The organism is Acinetobacter sp. Li1LvA2 (assembly GCF_056156705.1).
Genome location: NZ_JBSICF010000006.1, coordinates 116,776 through 137,979 on the forward strand (window position 1 = coordinate 116,776; position 21,204 = coordinate 137,979).

At 38.0% G+C, this 21,204-nt stretch carries 16 protein-coding genes and 6 tRNA genes; 8 read left to right on the forward strand and 14 right to left on the reverse strand.

Annotation, left to right across the window (positions count from 1 at the left end; all coding sequences use genetic code 11):
• Window positions 1-48: 48 nt before the first annotated feature.
• The 3 genes from ACS604_RS13135 to ACS604_RS13145 all read right to left on the reverse strand — a co-directional run bounded on the left by ACS604_RS13135 (window position 49) and on the right by ACS604_RS13145 (window position 2,152).
• A complete protein-coding gene (locus tag ACS604_RS13135; RefSeq protein WP_151964350.1) occupies window positions 49-1,524 on the reverse strand; it encodes an alanine/glycine:cation symporter family protein in 1,476 nt (491 codons plus the stop codon).
• Between the two features lie 99 nt (window positions 1,525-1,623).
• Complete coding sequence (locus tag ACS604_RS13140; protein ID WP_151823308.1) at window positions 1,624-1,791, reverse strand: hypothetical protein; 168 nt, start codon at window positions 1,789-1,791, stop codon at window positions 1,624-1,626.
• A 157-nt stretch (window positions 1,792-1,948) separates the two neighbouring features.
• A complete protein-coding gene (locus ACS604_RS13145) occupies window positions 1,949-2,152 on the reverse strand; it encodes a hypothetical protein (RefSeq protein ID WP_004789301.1) in 204 nt (67 codons plus the stop codon).
• A gap of 508 nt (window positions 2,153-2,660) precedes the next feature.
• Between ACS604_RS13145 and ACS604_RS13150 the strand changes: the two genes are divergently transcribed.
• Window positions 2,661-3,368, forward strand: coding sequence for a nitroreductase (locus tag ACS604_RS13150; RefSeq protein WP_004789299.1), 708 nt, complete (start codon window positions 2,661-2,663; stop codon window positions 3,366-3,368).
• Window positions 3,369-3,393: 25 nt separating this feature from the next.
• Here ACS604_RS13150 and ACS604_RS13155 read toward each other — a convergent pair whose 3' ends face one another.
• Complete coding sequence (locus tag ACS604_RS13155; protein ID WP_474771935.1) at window positions 3,394-4,608, reverse strand: multidrug effflux MFS transporter; 1,215 nt, start codon at window positions 4,606-4,608, stop codon at window positions 3,394-3,396.
• Window positions 4,609-4,735: 127 nt separating this feature from the next.
• On the opposite strand from ACS604_RS13155, the gene yccS reads away from it, so the two are divergent.
• From yccS to ACS604_RS13175, 4 genes are all read left to right on the forward strand, one after another.
• A complete protein-coding gene (gene yccS / locus ACS604_RS13160) occupies window positions 4,736-6,910 on the forward strand; it encodes a YccS family putative transporter (protein WP_034596023.1) in 2,175 nt (724 codons plus the stop codon).
• 100 nt (window positions 6,911-7,010) lie between these two features.
• On the forward strand, window positions 7,011-7,586 hold the full coding sequence (locus ACS604_RS13165; RefSeq protein WP_004789292.1) for an SdpI family protein: 576 nt from the start codon (window positions 7,011-7,013) through the stop codon (window positions 7,584-7,586).
• Window positions 7,587-7,741: 155 nt separating this feature from the next.
• Window positions 7,742-10,324 carry a PepSY domain-containing protein gene (locus ACS604_RS13170; protein ID WP_474771936.1) on the forward strand — a complete coding sequence of 861 codons (2,583 nt, stop codon included), beginning with the start codon at window positions 7,742-7,744 and terminating at the stop codon, window positions 10,322-10,324.
• A 115-nt stretch (window positions 10,325-10,439) separates the two neighbouring features.
• On the forward strand, window positions 10,440-11,225 hold the full coding sequence (locus tag ACS604_RS13175) for a YdcF family protein (protein ID WP_174729323.1): 786 nt from the start codon (window positions 10,440-10,442) through the stop codon (window positions 11,223-11,225).
• A gap of 367 nt (window positions 11,226-11,592) precedes the next feature.
• On the opposite strand, the gene ACS604_RS13180 is transcribed toward ACS604_RS13175, so the two are convergent.
• The 8 genes from ACS604_RS13180 to ACS604_RS13215 all read right to left on the reverse strand — a co-directional run bounded on the left by ACS604_RS13180 (window position 11,593) and on the right by ACS604_RS13215 (window position 13,657).
• A tRNA-Val gene (locus ACS604_RS13180) sits at window positions 11,593-11,668 on the reverse strand.
• Window positions 11,669-11,734: 66 nt separating this feature from the next.
• A tRNA-Asp gene (locus ACS604_RS13185) sits at window positions 11,735-11,811 on the reverse strand.
• A 36-nt stretch (window positions 11,812-11,847) separates the two neighbouring features.
• Window positions 11,848-11,923: transfer RNA gene (locus ACS604_RS13190), tRNA-Val, on the reverse strand.
• A gap of 86 nt (window positions 11,924-12,009) precedes the next feature.
• Window positions 12,010-12,086: transfer RNA gene (locus tag ACS604_RS13195), tRNA-Asp, on the reverse strand.
• Between the two features lie 47 nt (window positions 12,087-12,133).
• Window positions 12,134-12,210 (reverse strand) — tRNA-Asp (locus tag ACS604_RS13200).
• A 24-nt stretch (window positions 12,211-12,234) separates the two neighbouring features.
• Window positions 12,235-12,310: transfer RNA gene (locus tag ACS604_RS13205), tRNA-Val, on the reverse strand.
• Between the two features lie 206 nt (window positions 12,311-12,516).
• Window positions 12,517-13,020 carry a cell wall-recycling L,D-carboxypeptidase ElsL gene (elsL, locus tag ACS604_RS13210; protein WP_004789284.1) on the reverse strand — a complete coding sequence of 168 codons (504 nt, stop codon included), beginning with the start codon at window positions 13,018-13,020 and terminating at the stop codon, window positions 12,517-12,519.
• A 277-nt stretch (window positions 13,021-13,297) separates the two neighbouring features.
• A complete protein-coding gene (locus ACS604_RS13215; RefSeq protein WP_005309821.1) occupies window positions 13,298-13,657 on the reverse strand; it encodes a YbaN family protein in 360 nt (119 codons plus the stop codon).
• A gap of 103 nt (window positions 13,658-13,760) precedes the next feature.
• Here ACS604_RS13215 and ACS604_RS13220 point away from each other — a divergent pair, with 103 nt between their 5' ends.
• From ACS604_RS13220 to dapE, 3 genes are all read left to right on the forward strand, one after another.
• A complete protein-coding gene (locus tag ACS604_RS13220) occupies window positions 13,761-14,642 on the forward strand; it encodes a DUF1853 family protein (protein ID WP_474771937.1) in 882 nt (293 codons plus the stop codon).
• A 122-nt stretch (window positions 14,643-14,764) separates the two neighbouring features.
• The gene (locus tag ACS604_RS13225) at window positions 14,765-14,908 is read left to right on the forward strand and encodes an entericidin A/B family lipoprotein (RefSeq protein WP_003655297.1); all 144 of its coding nucleotides are present in this window, start codon (window positions 14,765-14,767) and stop codon (window positions 14,906-14,908) included.
• A 125-nt stretch (window positions 14,909-15,033) separates the two neighbouring features.
• Window positions 15,034-16,170 (forward strand): succinyl-diaminopimelate desuccinylase, encoded by a 1,137-nt coding sequence (gene dapE, locus ACS604_RS13230; RefSeq protein ID WP_474771938.1) that lies wholly within the window; start codon window positions 15,034-15,036, stop codon window positions 16,168-16,170.
• A 33-nt stretch (window positions 16,171-16,203) separates the two neighbouring features.
• Here the strand turns inward: dapE and ACS604_RS13235 are convergent, their stop codons facing one another.
• Window positions 16,204-16,671, reverse strand: coding sequence for a hypothetical protein (locus tag ACS604_RS13235; RefSeq protein ID WP_004789275.1), 468 nt, complete (start codon window positions 16,669-16,671; stop codon window positions 16,204-16,206).
• Window positions 16,671-21,173, reverse strand: a complete 4,503-nt coding sequence (locus ACS604_RS13240; RefSeq protein ID WP_474771939.1) for an Hpt domain-containing protein — start codon at window positions 21,171-21,173, stop codon at window positions 16,671-16,673. Before ACS604_RS13240 ends, ACS604_RS13235 begins: the two co-directional genes overlap by 1 nt.
• Window positions 21,174-21,204 lie beyond the last annotated feature (31 nt).

Consider the following 21,204-nt stretch of genomic DNA (forward strand, 5'->3'; position numbering starts at 1 on the left):
CTATCCCCTATGAAAAAGGCCCCTTATTTATAAGAGGCCTTTTGTAACTTACCAGATATCTGAATCAACTTTTTTCTTCAACTCTGGATACTTATCAATTTTAAACTCAGGCTCTTTAATGCCTTTTTTCAATTGTTCACGGTAATCTTTTAACAATGTGCGTGCCATCGGTGTTAATAGTACGATTGCAATCAAGTTAATGGTTGCCATGATACCCATAAACAAGTCAGCCATAGACCAAACGAGTGGAACACTACCAATTGCACCGAAGTACACCATCACCAATACAAAAATACGGAAGATGAACATGACTTTCGGATTGTTATTAATAAACTGCACATTACCTTCAGCATAGGCATAGTTACCTAATACAGCTGAATAACAGAACAAGAATAATAGAACAGCAAGGAAGTCCGATCCCCAATGCCCAACTTGAGTTTCTAAAGCACGTTGAGTTAATTCAACACCGACAAAACCTGCATCTTGGTAAACACCAGAAACCAAAATAATGATTGCAGTACTTGTACATACAATGAAAGTATCTACAAATACACCGAGCATTTGTACCAAACCTTGGTTTACAGGATGTTTTACATCAGACGCAGCTGCTGCGTTTGGTGCAGAACCCATACCAGCTTCGTTAGAGAACAAGCCACGCTTAATCCCTTGCATCATTGCCATTGATACTGCCGCACCAAAGAAACCACCTGCTGCAGAATTAAAGTTGAAAGCTTCAGTCACAATCAGCTTTAAAATATCAGGCAAAATCGCATAGTTACTGATAGCAATATAGAGAGCAACAGATAGATAAAGACCTGCTTTTAAAGGTACAAACATCTCTGCAAATTTAGCGATACGCTTAATACCACCAAAAATTGCCAATGCAACCATAACGACAAGCGCAATACCAACCCATGAAATTTCTAGATCAACGCCACCTAAATGAGCAATAACATTGGCTTTATCCCAACCCCAAGCATGTGAAGATGCATTAGCAATCGCGTTGATTTGAACTGAGTTAAATACAAAACCGTAGGTAAAGATCAATGCAAGTGCGAAGACCACACCAAAGGTTTTACTGCGCAAACCTTGAGTAATATAGTAGGCTGGTCCACCGCGGAACTGTTTAGTCTTACTATCTCTAACTTTAAATAGCTGAGCAAGCGTAGACTCAATAAAAGCAGAGCTCATACCAAGAATAGCAGTCACCCACATCCAGAACACTGCACCAGGACCACCAATTGCGATAGCAATTGCTACACCAGCAATATTACCTACCCCAACACGGCTCGCAAGACCTGTTACAAACGCCTGAAAAGGTGTAAGACCATGCTCATCTTCGCCTTCTGTACGACTGCTTCTCATCACTCGGATACTTTGCAAGAACATGCGAATTTGCACTGCTCCAGTTAAGACCGTATAAAAAATACCGACAGCCAGCAAGAAAATAACTAAAAAATCCCATAAAGGATCATTAAAAAATTGTACCCACGACATCAGTGTGGCATTGAGTTGTTCATTCATACTCGGTCCGCTTACATTCCTTGCTAATGTGCTAAGTGCACATGCCAAAATACTGCAATAAACAAAAAAGCCCCTAGAAACCGGGACTTTTCAGTAAATTCAATAAAAAAATTTTAATGTCAATTGAATAGCAATTACCGTCACAAGTTTAAGCAACATCATGCCCAACACTAAGCCTTTGAAGGTTGCATGAGAGAAAGCGACCTTCAGATAAAAGAATATCATTGCACTACTGAATTTTTCCGCTTTCGGAAAAACAGTATGCATCGACTCAGCTACAAACTTGGAGACTAACAAATGACCACCGCTAAATAAACTCGTCTAATGATTCCCATCAGTTAAACGAGTTTTACAAAATCTGGATTTAAGCCAATAAGCATATTTACATATACTTTTGAACAAATGTCTAAACTGGATATAAATTTCAAAGACTGTAACGAGCCATCGCTATAACGCGATTATCTGCGCCCTTTTCTCCATGATCAAAGAAGAGTGCGTTTAGACCTGTACTAAGCTGTTGTATTTTTTGTGACTCAGTAGCTGCTTGAGTTACGTTCATTTTCATGGTTGCAATGGTAATCGCCAATCCTTGTTTCATGAACTGCTTGTTGATGAGTGGTAAACTCATGTAAAGCTCCTATACCTCGTGTATTTCTCCATTTCTGCATTTAAATCCTTTTTGTAAAAGGATTTTGTTTGCAGCCACTATTTCCTAACGTGAGTATGGAGAAATCATACCTGCGTAAAAAAGTCGGTATTATGCAGAAATTTAAAGTTTTGTGTATATTTTTCATTAAAATTTTATATAAAAAATGGTCATATTTTATATAAAACTATCCGTTTTGTACTGTTTTTAAACATATTATACCTTTATTTCAATTGAATATTTTTCACCCACTCCCTGTTATGCTTTTATTTTTTATAACCGACAAAATCACACTATTTTGTCTATTTAAATCTAAAGTGGCATATTCGAATTATAATTAATCAGACAATATGTCTAAACTAATTAAATTATCATACCTGTAAGGATATCTCTTTTCTAATATTTTTTGCTTATAAATGAAGTACTTTCAAAGCATGAAATTAAGCTTCAAAAAGTATGAAATATTTAAGAAAAAGATATAGGAGTACTCATGAATCTGGAACAAGTTCGTTTCGTTGATGAAGCTATCACTTCTCGACATTCTGTCCGCGCTTTTTTAAATACTCCAATTGAGTCAGAAGTCATTAAAGATATATTACAAGTCGCAAGTCGAGCACCTTCTGGAACAAATACTCAACCATGGAAAGTCTATGTAGTAACAGGCAACAAGCGTGATGAAATGGTAGAGCGTGTTTGTGCAGCACAAATTGAAGTTTCAAAAAACCCAGAACTTGCAGAAAAATATAAAGAAACCTTTGCCTATTATCCTGAAAAATGGATATCGCCGTTTATTGATCGCCGCCGTGAAAATGGTTGGGGGCTCTATGGCCTACTCGAAATCAAAAAAGGCGAAAAAGAAAAAATGGCGGAACAGCAGTTACGTAATTTCAAACTGTTCGATGCTCCAGTCGGCCTTTTCTTTACTGTAAATAAAACAATGGGAATCGGGTCTAAAATGGATATTGCAATGATGATCCAGAACGTGATGGTCGCTGCTAAGGCACGTGGTTTAGATACATGCCCACAAGCAGCTTGGAACCATTTTCACCCTGTTGTTTTAGATATCTTGGGTGCATCAGATGAAGAAGAGCTTGTATGTGCAATTGCGTTAGGTCATGCTGATCCTAACCACATTGTAAATACCTTTATTACCCCTAGAGAACCAGTTGAAAATTTCGCAGTTTTTCTAGACGAATAATATATAAATGGCCATTCTCTTAAAACTATGAGAATGGCTTTATTGTTACCTGTTTCGTCGCTTTTAATACGACAATAAAACCGCTTAGTGTAAATAACACCATCATCACACCCATATTAAGCGATGCAGACCAAATAAGAAAATTAAGTAATACACCACCTAAAAGACCACAAGCGAACTGCATACTTCCCATGATCGCACTCGCTGTCCCTGCGCGAGCCCCCTGTTTAGACATTGCCAGCGCCATTGCATTCGGTCCTGTTAAACCAATGCCTGAAATAGCTAAAAATAGCCCTAACATAACAAGCCATAAAGGCGCTGCTGGGATTAAACCCGCAATAAATACAATAATCGCTCCAGTTACTTGGACGAGCGAACCCGCCTTTAACCGTTTCGTGATTTCAACACGTGATGTTAAATGCTTATTTAAAGATGACATCAACATAATGCCAAAAGCATTTAGTCCAAATACATAAGCAAACTCTTGTTGATTGAGTCCGTACTGATCCATAAAAACTGCTGGGGCTGAGCTGATATAACAAAATAGCGCTGCTCCTGTTAAACACCCTGCAAACATAGGTAAACGGAAGCTCGTATCTTTGAAAATAGCCCCATAGAGGGTCACTACTTGATAGAGCGATAGCTTAAGCCTTTTATCGGTTGCTAGGGTCTCTTTAAAGAAGAAATGTACACACAACCAACATATGACGCCGACAATTGAAAGGGCAATAAAAATAGCTTGCCAAGGGAACCAGATTAAAATCCATGCCCCGATCATCGGTGCCAAAATTGGTGCAAGCCCCATTACAATCATCATGCTTGAAAAAGCTTGTGCCGAGCCTTGAACATCTAATTTATCGCGTATGGCTGCACGAGCCATTACCACACCGACACAGCCGCCTAAAGCTTGCAAAATACGAGCAGCAATTAAACCCCATTCATTTGTCGCCAATACGCAAAATAAGCTTGCGACTGCATAAAGCGCGAGGCCAAAGTAAAGTGGTTTTTTTCTACCAATACGGTCGCTTAGAGGACCATAAACCAATTGCCCAACAGCTAAGCCAAAAAAGTAAGCTGGTAATGTATTTGCCACCATTTGCGTACTCACCCCGAAATCATGAGCCATTTGTGGCAAAGCAGGTAAGTACATATCGATGGATAATGGCCCTAAAGCCGTAAGCAAAGCGAGCAGCATAATCCAGCCAATAGAGTATTGACGCTGGGCTGTTTGTTCAGACATAACGATATTTCATTTTTCAATCATTTGCATACAGACAAGCTTACACTGTCTATCGTATGATTTGTGCAACATTGGTGTAGAAATACACAAATCCTTTACCACTCAGGTTGATCAGCAAGGACTTCCTTTGAAATCTTGGTTTAAACGCCTAAAAAGAGCGACTTATAACACAACATTTATGTATAACGTGCGAATGCTGATAGCCTTTTCAGGAACTGCTTTCGTGCCTTATTTTTTAGGCTATCAATTAGCAACCATTCCACTCACTTTAGGTGTAGTCGCAGCAGGTTTAAGCGATATTGATGATCGCTTTTCCGTGCGAATCATGAACCTGATTTATACTTATATTGGGTTCTTCGTTACCGCTGCTTCCGTACAACTACTTTTTCCCTATCCAATGGCTTTTGCTTTAGGGTTAATTGCATCATGTATTGGCTGGATTTTACTCGGTTCATTAGGACGTCGTTACGCAACCATCTCTTATGGCTGTTTAGTTGTTTCAGTCTATACCATGCTAGGTGTTCACCTTTTTGATCATTGGTATATTCAACCAGCCCTTTTAGTTGCAGGTGCTGCATGGTATGGCCTCATTGCTACTATTAGCTTTTTATTATTTCCGGTTCGACAATTACAAGACAAACTGGCTGCATCTTATGCATCCCTAGGCGATTTTCTTTTTGCAAAATCAAATTTGTTTGATGTAGATATGACTCCTGCTAGCTATCAGCAAAGCATGATCGAATTGTCATTAGAAAACGGTAAGTTAATTACGATTTTTAATGACTTAAAAACAGCTTTATTGACTCGTTTAAAAGGTGACCGTGGACAAAAAGATACACGGCGAAGCCTACATTATTATTTTGTTGCTCAAGATATTCATGAACGTGCTGACTCCGCCCATATTGACTATCAAAAATTAGCCAAAATTTTTCAACACAGTGATATTTTATTTAGATTCCAACGAATTTTGGCGGTTCAAGGTAAAGCTTGCCAAGAGTTAAATGAATGTATTTTGCAACGTAAACCTTATAATCATAATAAAAGGTTTAAACAAAGTTTTGAAAACCTACGCCTCTCATTAGAAAAGCTAAGACGCGATCAGCATTATGACCTTTTATGGGTAAATGCTCTTTTCGCTTTATACCAAAATTTAAAGTCTATCGACTCCCAATTACTCAACTTGGAAACTGAACAACACATTCAATCTGACAAAGTTAAACAAGCTGAAAACCAGCTAAAAGACGATGATTTACAAGGATGGAATGATATTGTCATCCGAATAAAACAGAATTTAACTCCCGAATCTGTACTCTTCCGCCATGCAATTCGCGTCTCGATTGTTTTGTTTATCGGATATGTCTTTATTCAAATGACTCATATTGAGTATGGTTATTGGATTATGCTTACAGCTTTATTTGTAAGCCAACCCAACTTTAACGCGACTAAACGCCGCTTACGCCTACGAATTGTTGGGACATTAGTTGGTATTGTCGTTGGACTTGCAATCATCTTCTTAATTCCTTCGACCGAAGGACAACTATTCATGTTGATATTAAGTGGAGTCCTGTTTTTTGAGTTACGAAGTAAGCAATATGCACAGGCAACTGCCTTTATTACCATTTTGGCATTAATTAACTTTAATCTAGACGGTTCAGCGATGGCTGCTGCTATACCCCGATTTGTTGATACTTTAATGGGATGTGCCTTAGCTTGGTTTGGTGTGACATTTATCTGGCCTGACTGGAAATTCAGACGTTTGCCTCGCAATATTAGACGCTCCCTACAAGCGCAATGTAATTATTTAGCTGAAGTCGTCAAACAATATCATGAAGGCCGTAATCATGCGCTAAATTACCGAATTGTACGTCGAGCTGCACATAATACAGATGCTGAAGTTGCTTCACTTATTTCAACTTTAGCAACTGAACCAGACTTTGACCCGACTCGTAAATCCGATATTTTTGAATTTTTATGTTTAAACCATACATTTTTAAGTTATATCGCGGCACTTGGGGCACATCGAGAAAACATTCAAGATCAAGCTGTCCTTAAACTATTAGACCAAGCCCTTGATGATATTCAAGGTGCTCTATTAAGAGACGAAATGCCTGATCTTACAGCACAAAATATGCTCCAAACGATACGTCAACGTTTAAGCCAAAATGATGAAGACGACCAAAAATCACTCATTATTTTACAACAGCTTTCGCTCATGCTTGGTGTATTGAACCGATTTAGTATGTTAAAACAACGGTTAAGTCATGATCTTGATAATGATGCCAGTGAGCTTGCATCATTATAAATTTGCCTCGGAATTTAGTATTAAATTGGCATAATATCCTTTCCTGACTTATGCCAATTAGTGCTAAACTTAAAACAGTTTACAATTTGTTATTTGCACTATGACCGCGAAAACTTTATACGCTTATACGCTTCAGCCTGTTCCATATGATGTGTCAGAAGCTGAGCAACGTAATGCACAGCTTCTTATCTGGCGCAGCACTAATAAAATCAGCACAAAAATTTGGGCAATTATGGGTGTCGTTTTAGCCCTAGCTATATTAGGTCTTATTTTTATTAAGAACTACTCTACTGTTTTTTGCTGGGTTGCTATTGTCGCTGTAGTACTTTACTACCTAGGTCGTAAATACGGATTAGAATGGTACGTTAAACGCAAAATGAATGAATTTCCGGTACAGGAAATCAAAGGTATTCGTTTAGGTGTACAACCTCATGGCATCGTGATGCGTCAGCAAATGGGCCATCAAGAAGGCGTTGGTACAATTGGATGGAAAAATATCTACGAATGGTACAATGCACCTGATTTCATTTTGGTCAATTTCAAAGTAAAAGATCCAAAAGGTCAAGAGCAGCAAGGTGCTTACATTCTACCTAAACGAATGGATTCTAAGAACTTTTCTTTCAATACGATTCGCACTCACTTAAAAGAATCTGTAGGTGAACCAAAAACCTTGTAATTCTCTATTCTATAAAAAGCCTCCTCAGGGAGGTTTTTTAATAAGCTAAAAATAAATGATAATGAAAATTAATATTATCTACAAAATCCATATTATCTCCCCAATCTTCGGCTATACTTCGTTACAAGATCTCCATCATATTTACATTTTCGACCATGTTTAAAAAAATTTTATTTCAAATTCATTGGTTTCTGGGTATTACTGCTGGCCTCATCTTATCCATTATGGGTGTAACAGGTGCAATTTATTCTTATGATCAACAAATTTTAAAATGGGTGAATTCTGATAGTTATGTTGTTCAAGCTGAAAACACTCCAAAATTAACTCCTGCTCAGCTATATCAACATTTCAATACAACTCAGCCTGAAATTAAAATTAATAGCATTACGATTGCCAAGGACCCCACCTCTTCTTCTGTTGTGAATATTGAAAAAGAAGGTGAACATCGTGGCTATAATATGATGGTGAACCCTTATAATGCTCAGGTGCTGCCCGATGTAAAAGGGCGAAAGTTGTTGTTACTCATACAACAAATTCATCGTAATTTAACCGCTGGTGAAGTTGGTAAACAAATTACTGGTGCATGCGCACTCATGTTAATTTACTTCGTGCTCAGTGGGTTATATTTACGCTGGCCTAAAAAGCATTCTGCTCGTCAATGGCTCGCTGTTAAGCCGAAGTTGAAAGGCCGAAATTTTATTTGGGATCTACATGCTGTTGTGGGTACATGGGTCATTGTTTTTTATCTTCTTTTCGCTTGTACAGGTCTATATTGGTCTTATGACTGGTGGCGTAGTGGCATGTTCAAAGTGATGGGCGTTGAGCAACCTAAACCACAAGGTCATGGCGCTACTCCTCAAAATCGTGGAATGCAACAAGGCAAACGATCTGACCGTAATAATGATAAAAAATCAGAGCCTCAATTAGATAATACTCAGCTCATTACAGCACTTAATCAAACATGGAGTGGCTTCAATAGTCAGGTCGGGCGTGATTATTCGACACTAACATTGAGCTTACCGAAAAAAGATGATGGAAAAGTTGAGTTAAGCTTTGTCGATGCTACGCCGCAACATGAGCGTGCACGTAACCAAGCCATCTATAATTATCAAACTGGTAATATCGAAAAGATGGAGCTTTACGAAGATAAAAAGCTTAATCAAAAGATCATGAGCAGCATGTTACCAGTGCATCGTGGTAGTTTCTTTGGACCAATTTATCAATTTGTTGCAATGCTTGCTTCACTGGCAATGCCTTTGTTCTTGGTTACAGGATGGATGCTTTATCTTAAACGCCGTAAACAGAAAAAATTAACACAGGCGGCTCGTCAGTCTTTAGCTGGACAATACATTGATCCAAATGCGAAACCTTGGCTTATTACCTATGCAACTCAAACAGGTGTAGCCGAACAACTTGCGTGGAGTACAGCAACAAGTTTACAAGAAGCTCATCAACCTGTTCAGGTTAAACCAGTACAACAGCTCACACAGTCTGATTTAGAGCAGCATGAGCAGGTTTTATTTGTAATCAGTACTTATGGTACTGGTGATGCACCTGATCTCGCCACAAGCTTTGCTAAAAAGCTTTTAAAAGCAAATCTAGATCTTAAACACATTAACTATGCTGTTTTGGCGTTAGGTTCTAAAGAATATCCTGATACTTATTGTAGCTTTGGACATGCGGTAGACCTCTGGCTTAAAACTAATGGTGCTCATGCCCTTTTTAGTACAATTGAAGTTGATAATGCAAACTTAGCGGATATTCAAAACTGGAATCAGGCACTCGCGAAAGCAACTAAATTAGATTTGCATGCTGTAAATTTAGAAAAAGTATTTGATACATGGGTACTGCAACAACGTGACCTACTCAATCCAAATAGCTTAGGTCAACCTGCTTATAATATTGAGCTTAATGCAAAGCACGAAGCACTATGGCAAGCGGGTGATATTGCTGAAGTTCAACCTGGTAATAGCCCTGAACGTATTCACGACTTTTTGCAGAAGCATCATATTCTTAAAAATACAAAAGTTGATTCTTTACAGATTCCGATCGAAAAAGCCCTTTGGAATAAAGATTTAACTGGAGAAATTGAACCATTTGCGAATCTTGACCATTTATTAGAACAGCTTCCTAACTTACCAACGCGAGAGTATTCGATTGCGAGTATTCCTTCTCAGCAAGTGCTTCGTTTGGTTGTTCGTCAACAATATGACGCGTCTGGTAACCTGGGTTTAGGTTCAGGTTGGCTCACTCAACATACGCAAGTTAATAATGAAATTGCTTTACGTATTCGTACCAATGAATCATTCCATCTTATTGATGACAACCGCCCTATTATTTGTATTGGTAATGGAACTGGTATTGCTGGCTTAATGAGCCTACTACACACACGTACTCGTCATGATTACACTGAAAACTGGTTAATCTTTGGTGAGCGTCAAAGAGCATGTGATTTCTTCTATGCATCAACTATTGAGGCATGGCAAACAACAGGAATGTTAAAACGCCTTGATTTAGCATTTTCAAGAGATCAAGAAAAACGTATGTATGTTCAGGATGTAATCCGTCAGAATGCAGCAGAATTAGTAAGCTGGATAGAACGCGGTGCGGTTCTTTATGTATGCGGTAGTATTGATGGTATGGCAAGTGGAGTCGATCAAGCACTTATTGAAATTCTTGGTGAAGAACAGGTAGATGAGTTAAGACAACAAGGCCGTTACCGCCGAGATGTTTATTAAAGATCAATAAAAACAAAAACCGAGTAACAGCTTAAATGCTTTACTCGGTTTTTTTATTGCATTCAGAATGATTTTGCATACACTGTCTGCAATTTAAATTGCAACTCTAAGCACAATGCAAGTCACAAAGTGGGTCCGTATTTTTTTAGCCACCATTGGTTCTATTTTAATTCTAGATGGATTATTTTTAATTTTCCTAAATAAAATCCATGTCGGTACAATTATTCCTTTAATTCTAGGAACGTTCTTCTGCCTCTATTCTTTATTTTATTATCATTTTGAGCGTTTTTTCTTCTATCACTATCGTTTACACACGCTTTGGCGTTTTGGGTGGTTATGCTTCTGGATATGGCTAATTGGCTTAGGCTATTTCTTTAACTTTATTAAAGAAAATAAAGATACTTCAGATAATATTCCTCCAGTAAAAGCAATTATCGTCTTAGGAAGCGGTGTCGAAAATGGTCAACCATCTACAATTCTTGCAAAACGTTTAGATACAGCTGCCCCTTTAGCGCTTAAACAACAGCACGCAAAAGTTGTTTTAACAGGCGGTTTAGACTTTTCTGAAAAAGAAAGCGAAGCATTAGTTATGTCTCGTTATCTTCAGCAAAAGTATCATATTGCAAAAGAACGAATGATTCTTGAAGATAAAAGTACTAGTACTGAACTTAATTTAAAAAATAGTAAACCACTATTAGCACAGCAGCACATTAACTTAAACCAACCAATTGCTATTGTTACAAGTGATTTTCATATTCCTAGAGCAAAAGCAATTGCAAAGAAACAGGGCTATACCCAAGTTTATGGAGTAGCGGCCGAGACCCCATTAGCTACTCGCTATAATGCATGGTTACGTGAATATTTTGCGTATGCGAGTGGATGGCTTCTAAACGAATATTAAAAGTAATTTAGTCGAAAAACTGCTATTCAAAAAATAGCAGTTTTTTATTTGCCAAAATATTAGCAATCAGTACAAATATAAAGTCGATCTAAGCTGAAGATAATAAATTACAGATTAAATTCTTATATTTGGTCTCGAATGAAACAAATTTAATGAGGATCAGGAACCCATCGAAGGCATAAGTATAGAAGTACTAAAGTTAAAAAATTGAAATCAATAGAAAAATAACATAAAGGAGTAAAACTTTATTCTTTTAGAATAGAAAATTTGAACCCATACTTAATCACATAATAAATAATTTTATATGCAAACATAAGATATTTATGGAAGAATTAATTTAGGAAATTAAATTTTCTGAAAGAAATAATGGTGGGCGCTGACGGGATCGAACCGCCGACATTCTGCTTGTAAGGCAGACGCTCTACCAACTGAGCTAAGCGCCCTTAATGAGAAAAGATAGCGAATGTATCTTTATACTCTACATTCTCTAGACAAGGGAATCAAGAGAATGGCGCAGCGGACGGGGCTCGAACCCGCGACCCCCGGCGTGACAGGCCGGTATTCTAACCAACTGAACTACCGCTGCACTACAATACTTTAAAATAAAGTATGGTCACATATATGGTGGGCGCTGACGGGATCGAACCGCCGACATTCTGCTTGTAAGGCAGACGCTCTACCAACTGAGCTAAGCGCCCTAGAAGAAAACTAATTATTCATTAATTTTTTGATTTAAAATTTTTACATTTCAAATCTTCTTCCAAACACAACCCGAACTGAAAAGTGGCGCAGCGGACGGGGCTCGAACCCGCGACCCCCGGCGTGACAGGCCGGTATTCTAACCAACTGAACTACCGCTGCACTTTCACAATATCGAAATTGTGGGGTAAACGATGTTAAGTCTTAAGTGGCGCAGCGGACGGGGCTCGAACCCGCGACCCCCGGCGTGACAGGCCGGTATTCTAACCAACTGAACTACCGCTGCACTTGAGAGCTTAACGTAAAGGCTTGGTGGGCGCTGACGGGATCGAACCGCCGACATTCTGCTTGTAAGGCAGACGCTCTACCAACTGAGCTAAGCGCCCTTAACGTCTTCATCGTTTGTGAGGTGCATTATAGAGAATCTTTAACAGGTGTCAAACGCTTTTCGACTTCTTTTTAAAAAAATGCGAATGAATGATTAAAAATAAGTCATTATTAAGTAAAAAACAATTTTTTGTATTTTATTTAAACACTTATTTCAATATTTACTACATTTACACAGCTCATCAAGATTAGATAAAACTTGCTCTCAGGTTAAAGATTGTTCAGATAAATAAACTAATGCATCTTCAGCAACTAAATCAAATAGCTCAATGATTTCTTCATTACGCATTCGAACGCAGCCATGTGACATTGGCACACCCATTGGTTGCGTGTCTGGAGTTCCATGAATGTAAATGTAACGCTGCATGGTGTCATGGCCTTCGCCTTTATTAAAACCTTCTTCTAGGCCATCTAACCAAAGAATACGGGAAAGTATCCAGTCTCGTTCAGGATGTTGGGTAGCTAACTCAGTGCTATAAACCTCCCCTGTTGGCTTACGTGCAATAAAAACCGCATTCTGTGGAGACTCCGCACCAATTTTCTTGGCTACTCTATGCCATCCGCGCGGTGTTCTACCCGTGTTTTCCTGCTCACCAATTCCATTCTTTCCTGTAGAAATGACATAAAACTTATTATGTTTAGGCAAAGTTAATGTTTGGTTTGCTAAATCGATAAGAACATCCGCATCTTCGAGCTTAAATTGAGACATTGAACTTATTCTCTTATATCAACTCAAATACATTGAGTTTAATTAAAAATTGTTGTAAGAGCTTGTCTTGCATTGGAAATAAAAGATTATCAATCTTCTTTTATCTACGCGCAGTTTCACTGCTTGTCTTGCGCCAAAATAAAAGATTATCAATCTTCTTTTATCTACGCGCAGTTTCACTGCTTGTCTTACGCCAAAATAAAAGATTATCAATCTTCTTTTATCTACGCGCAGTTTCACTGCTTGTCTTACGCCAAAATAAAAGATTATCAATCTTTTATTTTGGCTCAGGGCGTAGCCATAACCAAACTGCAACGATGAACATAGTAAGATCAGTAAAAACCTTGACTAAAAGTGGTGCTGAAGTGAATAGCATGATAATTCCGCTAATCGCCATCATTATGCTTGCAATCCACTTCGCTTTACGAGGCACTGTGCCATTAGCTCGCCAATCACGTAGCGTTGGACCATATTTAGGATGATTTAACAACCAATTATCCATTTGTGGCCAGCCTTTTGACGCAGCCCAAGCAGCCAGAATCAAAAACACTGTTGTTGGCATACCTGGTAAAATTGCTCCAATAATGCCTAGCGTGATAAAAATCACGACTAAAGAGCGCCAGAACAATGTTCGCATATATAAACCTTAACCTGCTGTTAGCGTTAGTATAAAGTGTTTTTCTAATATTTTTTGTTGATCCGTTATGAAATTAGGATGAATTACTTCGAGTATTAAATGTATGAATATTGCCTCAGTTAAAACGTCCTATTTCGAGCCATGGCTTCAATTTCAGCATCCTATAGTTAGACAGCTCGCTTTTTGTATTGCTAGTCCAAATTTACTTTGTCAAATACCAAAAAGTCTATGTATACAACATCTTTTTAAGCTACATACAAGTGAGTTTTGGGAAGTTCATTTTCAAAACTATTTGCCGCGTTTGAAAGAGCTTGATCAAACTCCAGAGCCTTTAATTCGGTTTTTATCTCAGCTTAAAAGTACACGCTTAGGTTTACGCTTTGAGCATTTACTCTGGTTTTGGTTGCAAGAGGATCAGTATCACTCCTATCAACTATTAGGACATAGCATTCAAAAAATTGAGGGAGCAAAAACTTTAGGAGAACTAGATTTTTTGATTTTAAATAAAGAAACTCAAGAAATTGAACACTGGGAAGTAGCCTTAAAATATTATCTCGGTGAGGCAGATTTACATTTAGAACAATGGATTGGCTTAAACCGTCAGGATACTTTAAGTAAAAAGCTTTATCACTTTACGAACAAACAATTTCAGTTTCCGGAAGCCTTAAACTTCGAAATTCAACAACGTTTTTCGGTTTTAAAGGGTCAGCTTTATCTTCCTCTAGATTTAAATTTACAACAGCCCCTACCTGAATGGATAAATTTACAGCGTCGTTTAGGGTATTGGGGCACCACAATTCCTCATTCTTCTTTTTATCGATTAGAAAGACACGAATGGCTGTGTCCAAATAAACAACCTAGTTCTGCCCCAGCACATTGGTGGACAGACGGTTTATATTGTAAAAATAGTCCGGAAATTCGGTTTTACATGTTTAGACATCCTACATACTTAAAATTTAAGTCCAACTTGCAGAAATTTAAATAATTAACAAGAAATTTAAGTTTCTAGAAACATTTTATAACGTTTTTACTATTAAACAGTCATGTTTCTTTTTCCGATTGTTTTTTAATCTAAATTTACTTCATTATTAAATTTAAACGGAGAAAATGATGAAAAAAGTTTTAGCTGCTTCTGTCATGATTGCTGTTGTTTTAACAGGCTGTAATACGTTTAAGGGTTTCGGTAAAGATGTTTCTAAAGCAGGTGATGCTGTAACAAATACTGCTGAAAAAACGCAAGATAAAATGTAAGTTAGAGTTATCACTAAAAAACCTTATCGTTCCGATAAGGTTTTTTTATTTTTACGTACCCATCACGTAGAGATTCGCCTATTATATCGGACTATATTTCACCTGATCAGCACGCAATTTCCGGTATGAACCATTCAGATACTCTCTCGCTTAGCCTAGAACTTTTACAACAACCTTCTGTTACTCCAATTGATCATACTTGCCAGACCATCATGGCAGACCGTTTAAGCCAAGTTGGTTTTCATATTGAACCAATGCGTTTTGGTGATGTAGATAATCTCTGGGCACGTCGCGGAACTGAAGAGCCTGTATTTTGTTTTGCAGGCCATACTGATGTCGTTCCGACAGGTAAATTAGAATCGTGGAATTCAGATCCATTTGCACCTGAAATCCGCGATGGAAAACTATATGGCCGTGGTTCGGCAGATATGAAAACAGCTTTGGCAGCTATGGTTGTCGCATCTGAACGTTTTGTAGCAAAACATCCAAACCATAAAGGTTCTATCGCATTTCTGATTACTTCAGATGAGGAAGGTCCTGCTGTTAATGGTACGGTCAAGGTTATTGAGACTCTCGAAGAACGTAACGAAAAAATTAAATGGTGTTTGGTAGGTGAACCCTCAAGTACTCATAAATTAGGTGATATTGTTAAAAATGGGCGTCGTGGTTCGCTTAATGCAGTATTAAAGGTCCAAGGCAAACAAGGCCATGTTGCTTATCCACATTTAGCACTTAACCCAATTCATGAGGCATCAGTTGCTTTAACAGAGCTATGCCAAACTGTTTGGGATAATGGAAATGAATATTTCCCAGCAACATCATTTCAGATTTCAAATATTCATGCTGGAACTGGTGCAACCAACGTAATTCCGGGTACGTTAGAAGTTACTTTTAACTTCCGTTATTCAACAGAAGTGACAGCTGAACAGCTTAAACAACGTGTTCATGAGATTTTAGATAAACACGGTTTAAAATATGAAATCGTTTGGAATTTGTCTGGTTTACCTTTCCTGACTCCAATCGGTGAACTCGTTAATGCCGCTCAAACTTCTATTTTAAATGTAACTGGCACTGAAACTGAGCTTTCAACAAGTGGTGGTACTTCTGACGGACGTTTTATTGCTCCGACAGGTGCACAGGTCTTGGAGCTAGGGGTTCTTAACGCAACAATTCATCAAATTAATGAACATGTTGATGTGCATGACCTCGATCCCCTAACTGATATTTATGAGCAAATTTTAGAAAATTTATTAGCTAAATAGAAATTAAAAAGGAACTCAAATGAGTTCCTTTTTTTATAGATGAATTGTGTTTTGTATATATTGCAAATTAGGCACGTGGTAGCGTTGATTCTCCATACGCACATATTTAAATACACTTGGATTCTGTAAAGTATCTTGTATATCTTCATTTTCATCTACGACTTCAGAAATACGTAAACGAACTGAAGCTGGCATCGATTTACAGATGAGGGCAAAACGTTGGCTGATATCTTCACTTTCAATAACCAATGCCACCGCTCGCGAGTCAACTTCATTATGCAATGAATAGACCGGAAGCTTTACGTCATGCCACTCAATATGCTTAATACCATTTTTAACATCCATCGCTGATAACACGATGTTTTGTGGCAATAGCATCGGCACTTGCTGATCACATTCAATAATATATGCATCAATAAAACCAGTTGAAACAGTGATTAAGTGTTGAAGTTCTTGCTGATCCATTTCATTAATTAATGATGTACTTATCTGATTTTTCATTAGGCAAGTTCCTCTTCACGTGTCGTGAAAAAAGCATCAATGTTGTGCAGTAAGTCTTCTTCTTGGAAAGGTTTACCCATGTATTGGTTAACCCCTAAAGCAAATGCTCGTTCACGGTGTTTTTCACCAGTTCTTGATGTAATCATAATAACTGGCATATGTTGATGTAGATCATGATGTCGTACGAGGTTAAGTACCTCAAAACCATCCATTCGTGGCATTTCGATATCAAGCAACATCAGATCTGGTTTAATATTTTCCAACTGCTCAATTGCATCAATACCATCTTTAGCAGTGACTACGTCATAGCCTTGACGTTCGAGTAAACGAGTCGTTACCTTACGGACTGTAACAGAGTCATCTACAATCATAATGAGACGGCGTTCATCAGACTCGCGTTGTCTATAGACAGTCTCATTGAGCGGCTTATGTCGACGAGTAGACTGAATTTGGCGAGCAATATTTTGTCCATCTAAAATTAGACAAACTTGACCATCACCTAAAATAGTTGCACCTGCAATCGCACCAATACTAGAGAACTGCTGCCCGATTGGCTTAACTACAATCTGCGCTCGTGAACCAATAAGCTGATCAACCAATAATGCAATTGTTTGCCCATTATTGGCCTTAATCATTAATACTGGTAGCGAATACATCATCCCACTTAAACGTGGAATCGGCTGATTACCAACAAACTCAGATAAATAGCGTAATGGATAGCGTTTATTTTCAAATTCAAAGAACTCTTGTGCACTTCCAAAATACTGTTCTAATGATGTTGGTGAAACTCGAACAATTCGATCAATTTGAGCTAACGGAATTGCAAATTGTTGATCAGCAACTTTAACCATTAAGGCATCACTAACAGCTACTGTGGTTGGAACACGTATGGTAAAGATTGTTCCTTGTCCATAAACAGAGTCAACACTTACATGTCCGCCCAAAGCTTTAATATCACTTTGTACAACATCAAGTCCTACACCACGACCTGAAATCTGAGTGACTTGATCGGCTGTACTTAACCCAGGATGGAAAATCAACTGCAAAATATCTTGATGTTCTAATACTTGTTCAGAATTAATCAAACCAGATAAGAGGGCCTTTTGACGGACTTTCTCGATATCAATACCTCGACCATCATCTTTAAACGTAACAATAACATCCGTACCTTGACGGTGAATATTTAGTTCAATACGTCCAGTTTCTGGTTTTTTTGCTTGTTCGCGTTGCACACGATCTTCTAGACCGTGGTCAATTGCATTTCGAAGCATGTGCTCAAGCGGTGTAACTAAACGCTCTAGCATTGTCCGGTCTAGCTCACCTTCGGTATTATTAACAAAAAGCTCTGCTGGTCGATCTAATGCAGTAGAAGTCTGTCTTACAATTCGTTGTAAACGAGGTAGCAATCGAGAGAATGGCACTAAACGTGTTCGCATTAGCCCTTCTTGAATTTCAGCCTGAATACGTGATTGCTGTACCAATAAACTTTCGGTATCTCTGATTTTTTCCGATAAAGTATTTTTGAAATCCACTAAGTCCGATGCAGATTCGGCAAGTGATTTCGATAATTGATTCAATGAAGAATATTGATCCATCTCTAGAGGATCAAATTCGGTATAACGAGAGTGCTCAATACCGTGTTTTGCAATAATCTGGGTTTCTAATTCGCCTTCCATTCGACGTAACTGGTCTGCAAGTCGTTGAATGGCTAATTCCATTTCCACAAGCGTATGACCAAATTGGCTAAGATCCATTTCAATGCGTGAACGGTTAATCGAATTTTCACCAGACAAATCAATCATTTTCTCAATTAAGTCTGCTGAAACACGGATCATCTCATTATTTTGTTCAAGATGCTGGGTTTGTTCCCATGCACCCATCATTGGCGGTGGTTCTGTACCATCACCTTGCACAAAACTCATTACAGGTTCCGTGCCAAATAGATCAGTTCTAGTCAATTTACTCGGAATTTGAATTGCCGTTTCAATAAACTGAATATTTTCTAAACTATGCTGCAAGCCATCGAAGTGTTGATAATTTTGCTTAAAAATTGCCTCTTTTAGCCAGACAATTGCACTCTCTAATAAGTTGTCATAAATATTTGAGCTAAAATGATAAAGCGCAAATTTTTCAAAAGCATTCTCAAGTTGATAAGCAATTGCTTGCACAGTTTCTAGTCCCAACATACGGGAACCACCCTTCAAACTGTGCACTGCTCTTTGTAGCTGAAGTAAGATACTACGATTGGTACGCTGCTCAAACCACTGCTTTAATAGATGATCGGCCATCTCTAAAAGCTCGGCCGCTTCCTCCATAAATGTCTGCTCGACAACAGAATCAATATCCTGATCTTGGATACTGTCTGTGTAGCCTTCTGCATCAAAAACTTGTAATTCTGTGTGCTCAACAAGTCGAGTATTAGACTCAACAATCTGCTCAAAATTAGAAGTTAACTCATCGAGATTTAAAGCAGTATCATGTATAGCTTCTTGCTGTAATACTTCAACATTTAATTCTGATACAACATCTGTTTCAGACTCAACTTGCATCTCTTTAACAACAGAACCAAGTGACTCATATAACTTACCGGCATTCTTAAGCGCTTGAATTGTATAAGAAGCCGCATAATCTAGGTGCTGCTCACGTACTATTTGTAGACGGTCAGCTAAATCATCTTGAACCAGACGGATAAAATCAATAAGAGCAGATGAAGCAACCAATTGTCTTTGAATTATGCGCTCATAAATACTTTCTAATTCATGTGCAATTAAACCAATATAATTTGCCTGAATCATATTTGCTCCACCTTTTAAGGTATGCAAATAACGCATCAGATTATTAAGAGCAGCGAAGTTCTCTTGATCATTAACCCAAATATTAAGATCTGTATCCATTCCTTCAAGCAACTCATCGGCTTCTTCAAGAAAAATATCTAACAGTTCTGGATCAAAATAACGATTTACGTGCTCAGTAGACATGAACTGGCGATCTAAATGCATACTCTGACTCATTGTTACATGATCAGTTAATACACTTTCGATAGATGCTGGAGATTGATGTGATGTTTGCTCTACATCAACACTAAATAATGTCTCAATAACATCCTGATTATCTAATGGTTCAGAATTAAGGCTTGGAATATGTTGGGTATATAGTTTTAGCTCTTCCAAAACATTTTGGTGTTGCTCAATAATACTAACTCGTTGACCCGCAGCTAATGCGTCAAATAACTGAATTAATTGTTGATGTGCTTTCTGATAAATTTCAAAAACATAATCTGATTGCAATAAATCAGGTCGATCAAGCAATACGTCATAGCTATCTTTCAACTGGTTCGTATATTCATATAAACCAACCATGGCCTGAGACTGAGTATGTTGCAGTAACAAGTTAGCTTGTTCACTTAATCGTTCAAGATAGTGAGGAAACTCAGAACGAATTCCCTTTTCAAAATCTAACTCTGCATCAAGTAATTCTGAAACATTGAGCTGTAACAGCTGAGATACCAGACCATGTGGAGGCATGAGTGGGCTTGAATGCTCCCCATGCTGCTCCATATACGCATCCCAAACCTGATTGAATTGTTTCAGGTCAGAATCTAATTGGTCATTAGAGCAGTGTGCAGCTAATAGATCTAAACAATTTCGAATAAACTTTCTGTAATCACGGAGTAATAATATCTCTTCTGAATGAGAAGAAAGTTCTTCTTGTAATAAGATTTTGAATAAATGCTCAACCTTCGTACTAGCATCAAAAATTGCTTCTACCTGAGCCATTGCCGAGCTACCGCGCAATGTATGTAACGCACGTATGAGCGCATTATAACTTTCGTGCTGATGTATTTCTTGTTCTAAAAATTGATCAATGGTCGCTAAGTGCTCTTCCGCTTCTTCCATAAATAAAACTAAGGTTTCAGCAAGATTATGTTCACTTTCTATCGTGGTTTCTAGAATTAAATTATCTGACACCGGCTCTAAATCATTCACCTCTAAACCAGTTTTAGTTTCCGCAGTGAGAGTATCAGACAATAATAAAAGTTCTTCTAAAGCAGGCTCTAAACTTTGCTGTTGTTGTAATTGTTGTCCCAATAAAATAAGAGGTCTAAAATCTACTGCATGTTCCTTTTTAGACTTAAAGTCATCTACTAATTTAAAGAAATAGAACTTAAATACCAACTGAACATATTGTTGGATGTTGGGAGTTAATGTGAGACTCTCATTGATGATCCGATTAAGCGTATCTTCTACAGTCCAAGCAAGCTCAGCAGAGGATTTCGCTGCAATCATTCGCCCTGAACCTTTCAAGGTATGAAAATGGCGACGGATCTCAGTCAGCGTAGCAACATTTTTAGATTGCATCCATTCATGAATCAAAGATTGCAATTCAACAAAAATTTCTTCAATTTCTTCAACGAAGATATCAAGAAATTCAGCATCTTGTTGAGAATAGCTATCTTCCGGTAGCATCATTGCTTCAGTTAAAGTTTTTAATATTTCTTTCATAGCAAAGGCTTCTTTTGCTTGTCTCCTAAAT

What these genes read in the sequence shown, in the direction of transcription:
- ACS604_RS13135 (WP_151964350.1), bottom strand. Translation starts at nt 1,524, where the DNA reads ATGAATGAACAACTCAATGCCACACTGATGTCGTGGGTACAATTTTTT.
- ACS604_RS13140 (WP_151823308.1), bottom strand. Translation starts at nt 1,791, where the DNA reads ATGCATACTGTTTTTCCGAAAGCGGAAAAATTCAGTAGTGCAATGATA.
- ACS604_RS13145 (WP_004789301.1), bottom strand. Translation starts at nt 2,152, where the DNA reads ATGAGTTTACCACTCATCAACAAGCAGTTCATGAAACAAGGATTGGCG.
- ACS604_RS13150 (WP_004789299.1), top strand. Translation starts at nt 2,661, where the DNA reads ATGAATCTGGAACAAGTTCGTTTCGTTGATGAAGCTATCACTTCTCGA.
- ACS604_RS13155 (WP_474771935.1), bottom strand. Translation starts at nt 4,608, where the DNA reads ATGTCTGAACAAACAGCCCAGCGTCAATACTCTATTGGCTGGATTATG.
- ACS604_RS13165 (WP_004789292.1), top strand. Translation starts at nt 7,011, where the DNA reads ATGACCGCGAAAACTTTATACGCTTATACGCTTCAGCCTGTTCCATAT.
- ACS604_RS13170 (WP_474771936.1), top strand. Translation starts at nt 7,742, where the DNA reads ATGTTTAAAAAAATTTTATTTCAAATTCATTGGTTTCTGGGTATTACT.
- ACS604_RS13175 (WP_174729323.1), top strand. Translation starts at nt 10,440, where the DNA reads ATGCAAGTCACAAAGTGGGTCCGTATTTTTTTAGCCACCATTGGTTCT.
- elsL (WP_004789284.1), bottom strand. Translation starts at nt 13,020, where the DNA reads ATGTCTCAATTTAAGCTCGAAGATGCGGATGTTCTTATCGATTTAGCA.
- ACS604_RS13215 (WP_005309821.1), bottom strand. Translation starts at nt 13,657, where the DNA reads ATGCGAACATTGTTCTGGCGCTCTTTAGTCGTGATTTTTATCACGCTA.
- ACS604_RS13220 (WP_474771937.1), top strand. Translation starts at nt 13,761, where the DNA reads ATGAATATTGCCTCAGTTAAAACGTCCTATTTCGAGCCATGGCTTCAA.
- ACS604_RS13225 (WP_003655297.1), top strand. Translation starts at nt 14,765, where the DNA reads ATGATGAAAAAAGTTTTAGCTGCTTCTGTCATGATTGCTGTTGTTTTA.
- dapE (WP_474771938.1), top strand. Translation starts at nt 15,034, where the DNA reads ATGAACCATTCAGATACTCTCTCGCTTAGCCTAGAACTTTTACAACAA.
- ACS604_RS13235 (WP_004789275.1), bottom strand. Translation starts at nt 16,671, where the DNA reads ATGAAAAATCAGATAAGTACATCATTAATTAATGAAATGGATCAGCAA.
- ACS604_RS13240 (WP_474771939.1), bottom strand. Translation starts at nt 21,173, where the DNA reads ATGAAAGAAATATTAAAAACTTTAACTGAAGCAATGATGCTACCGGAA.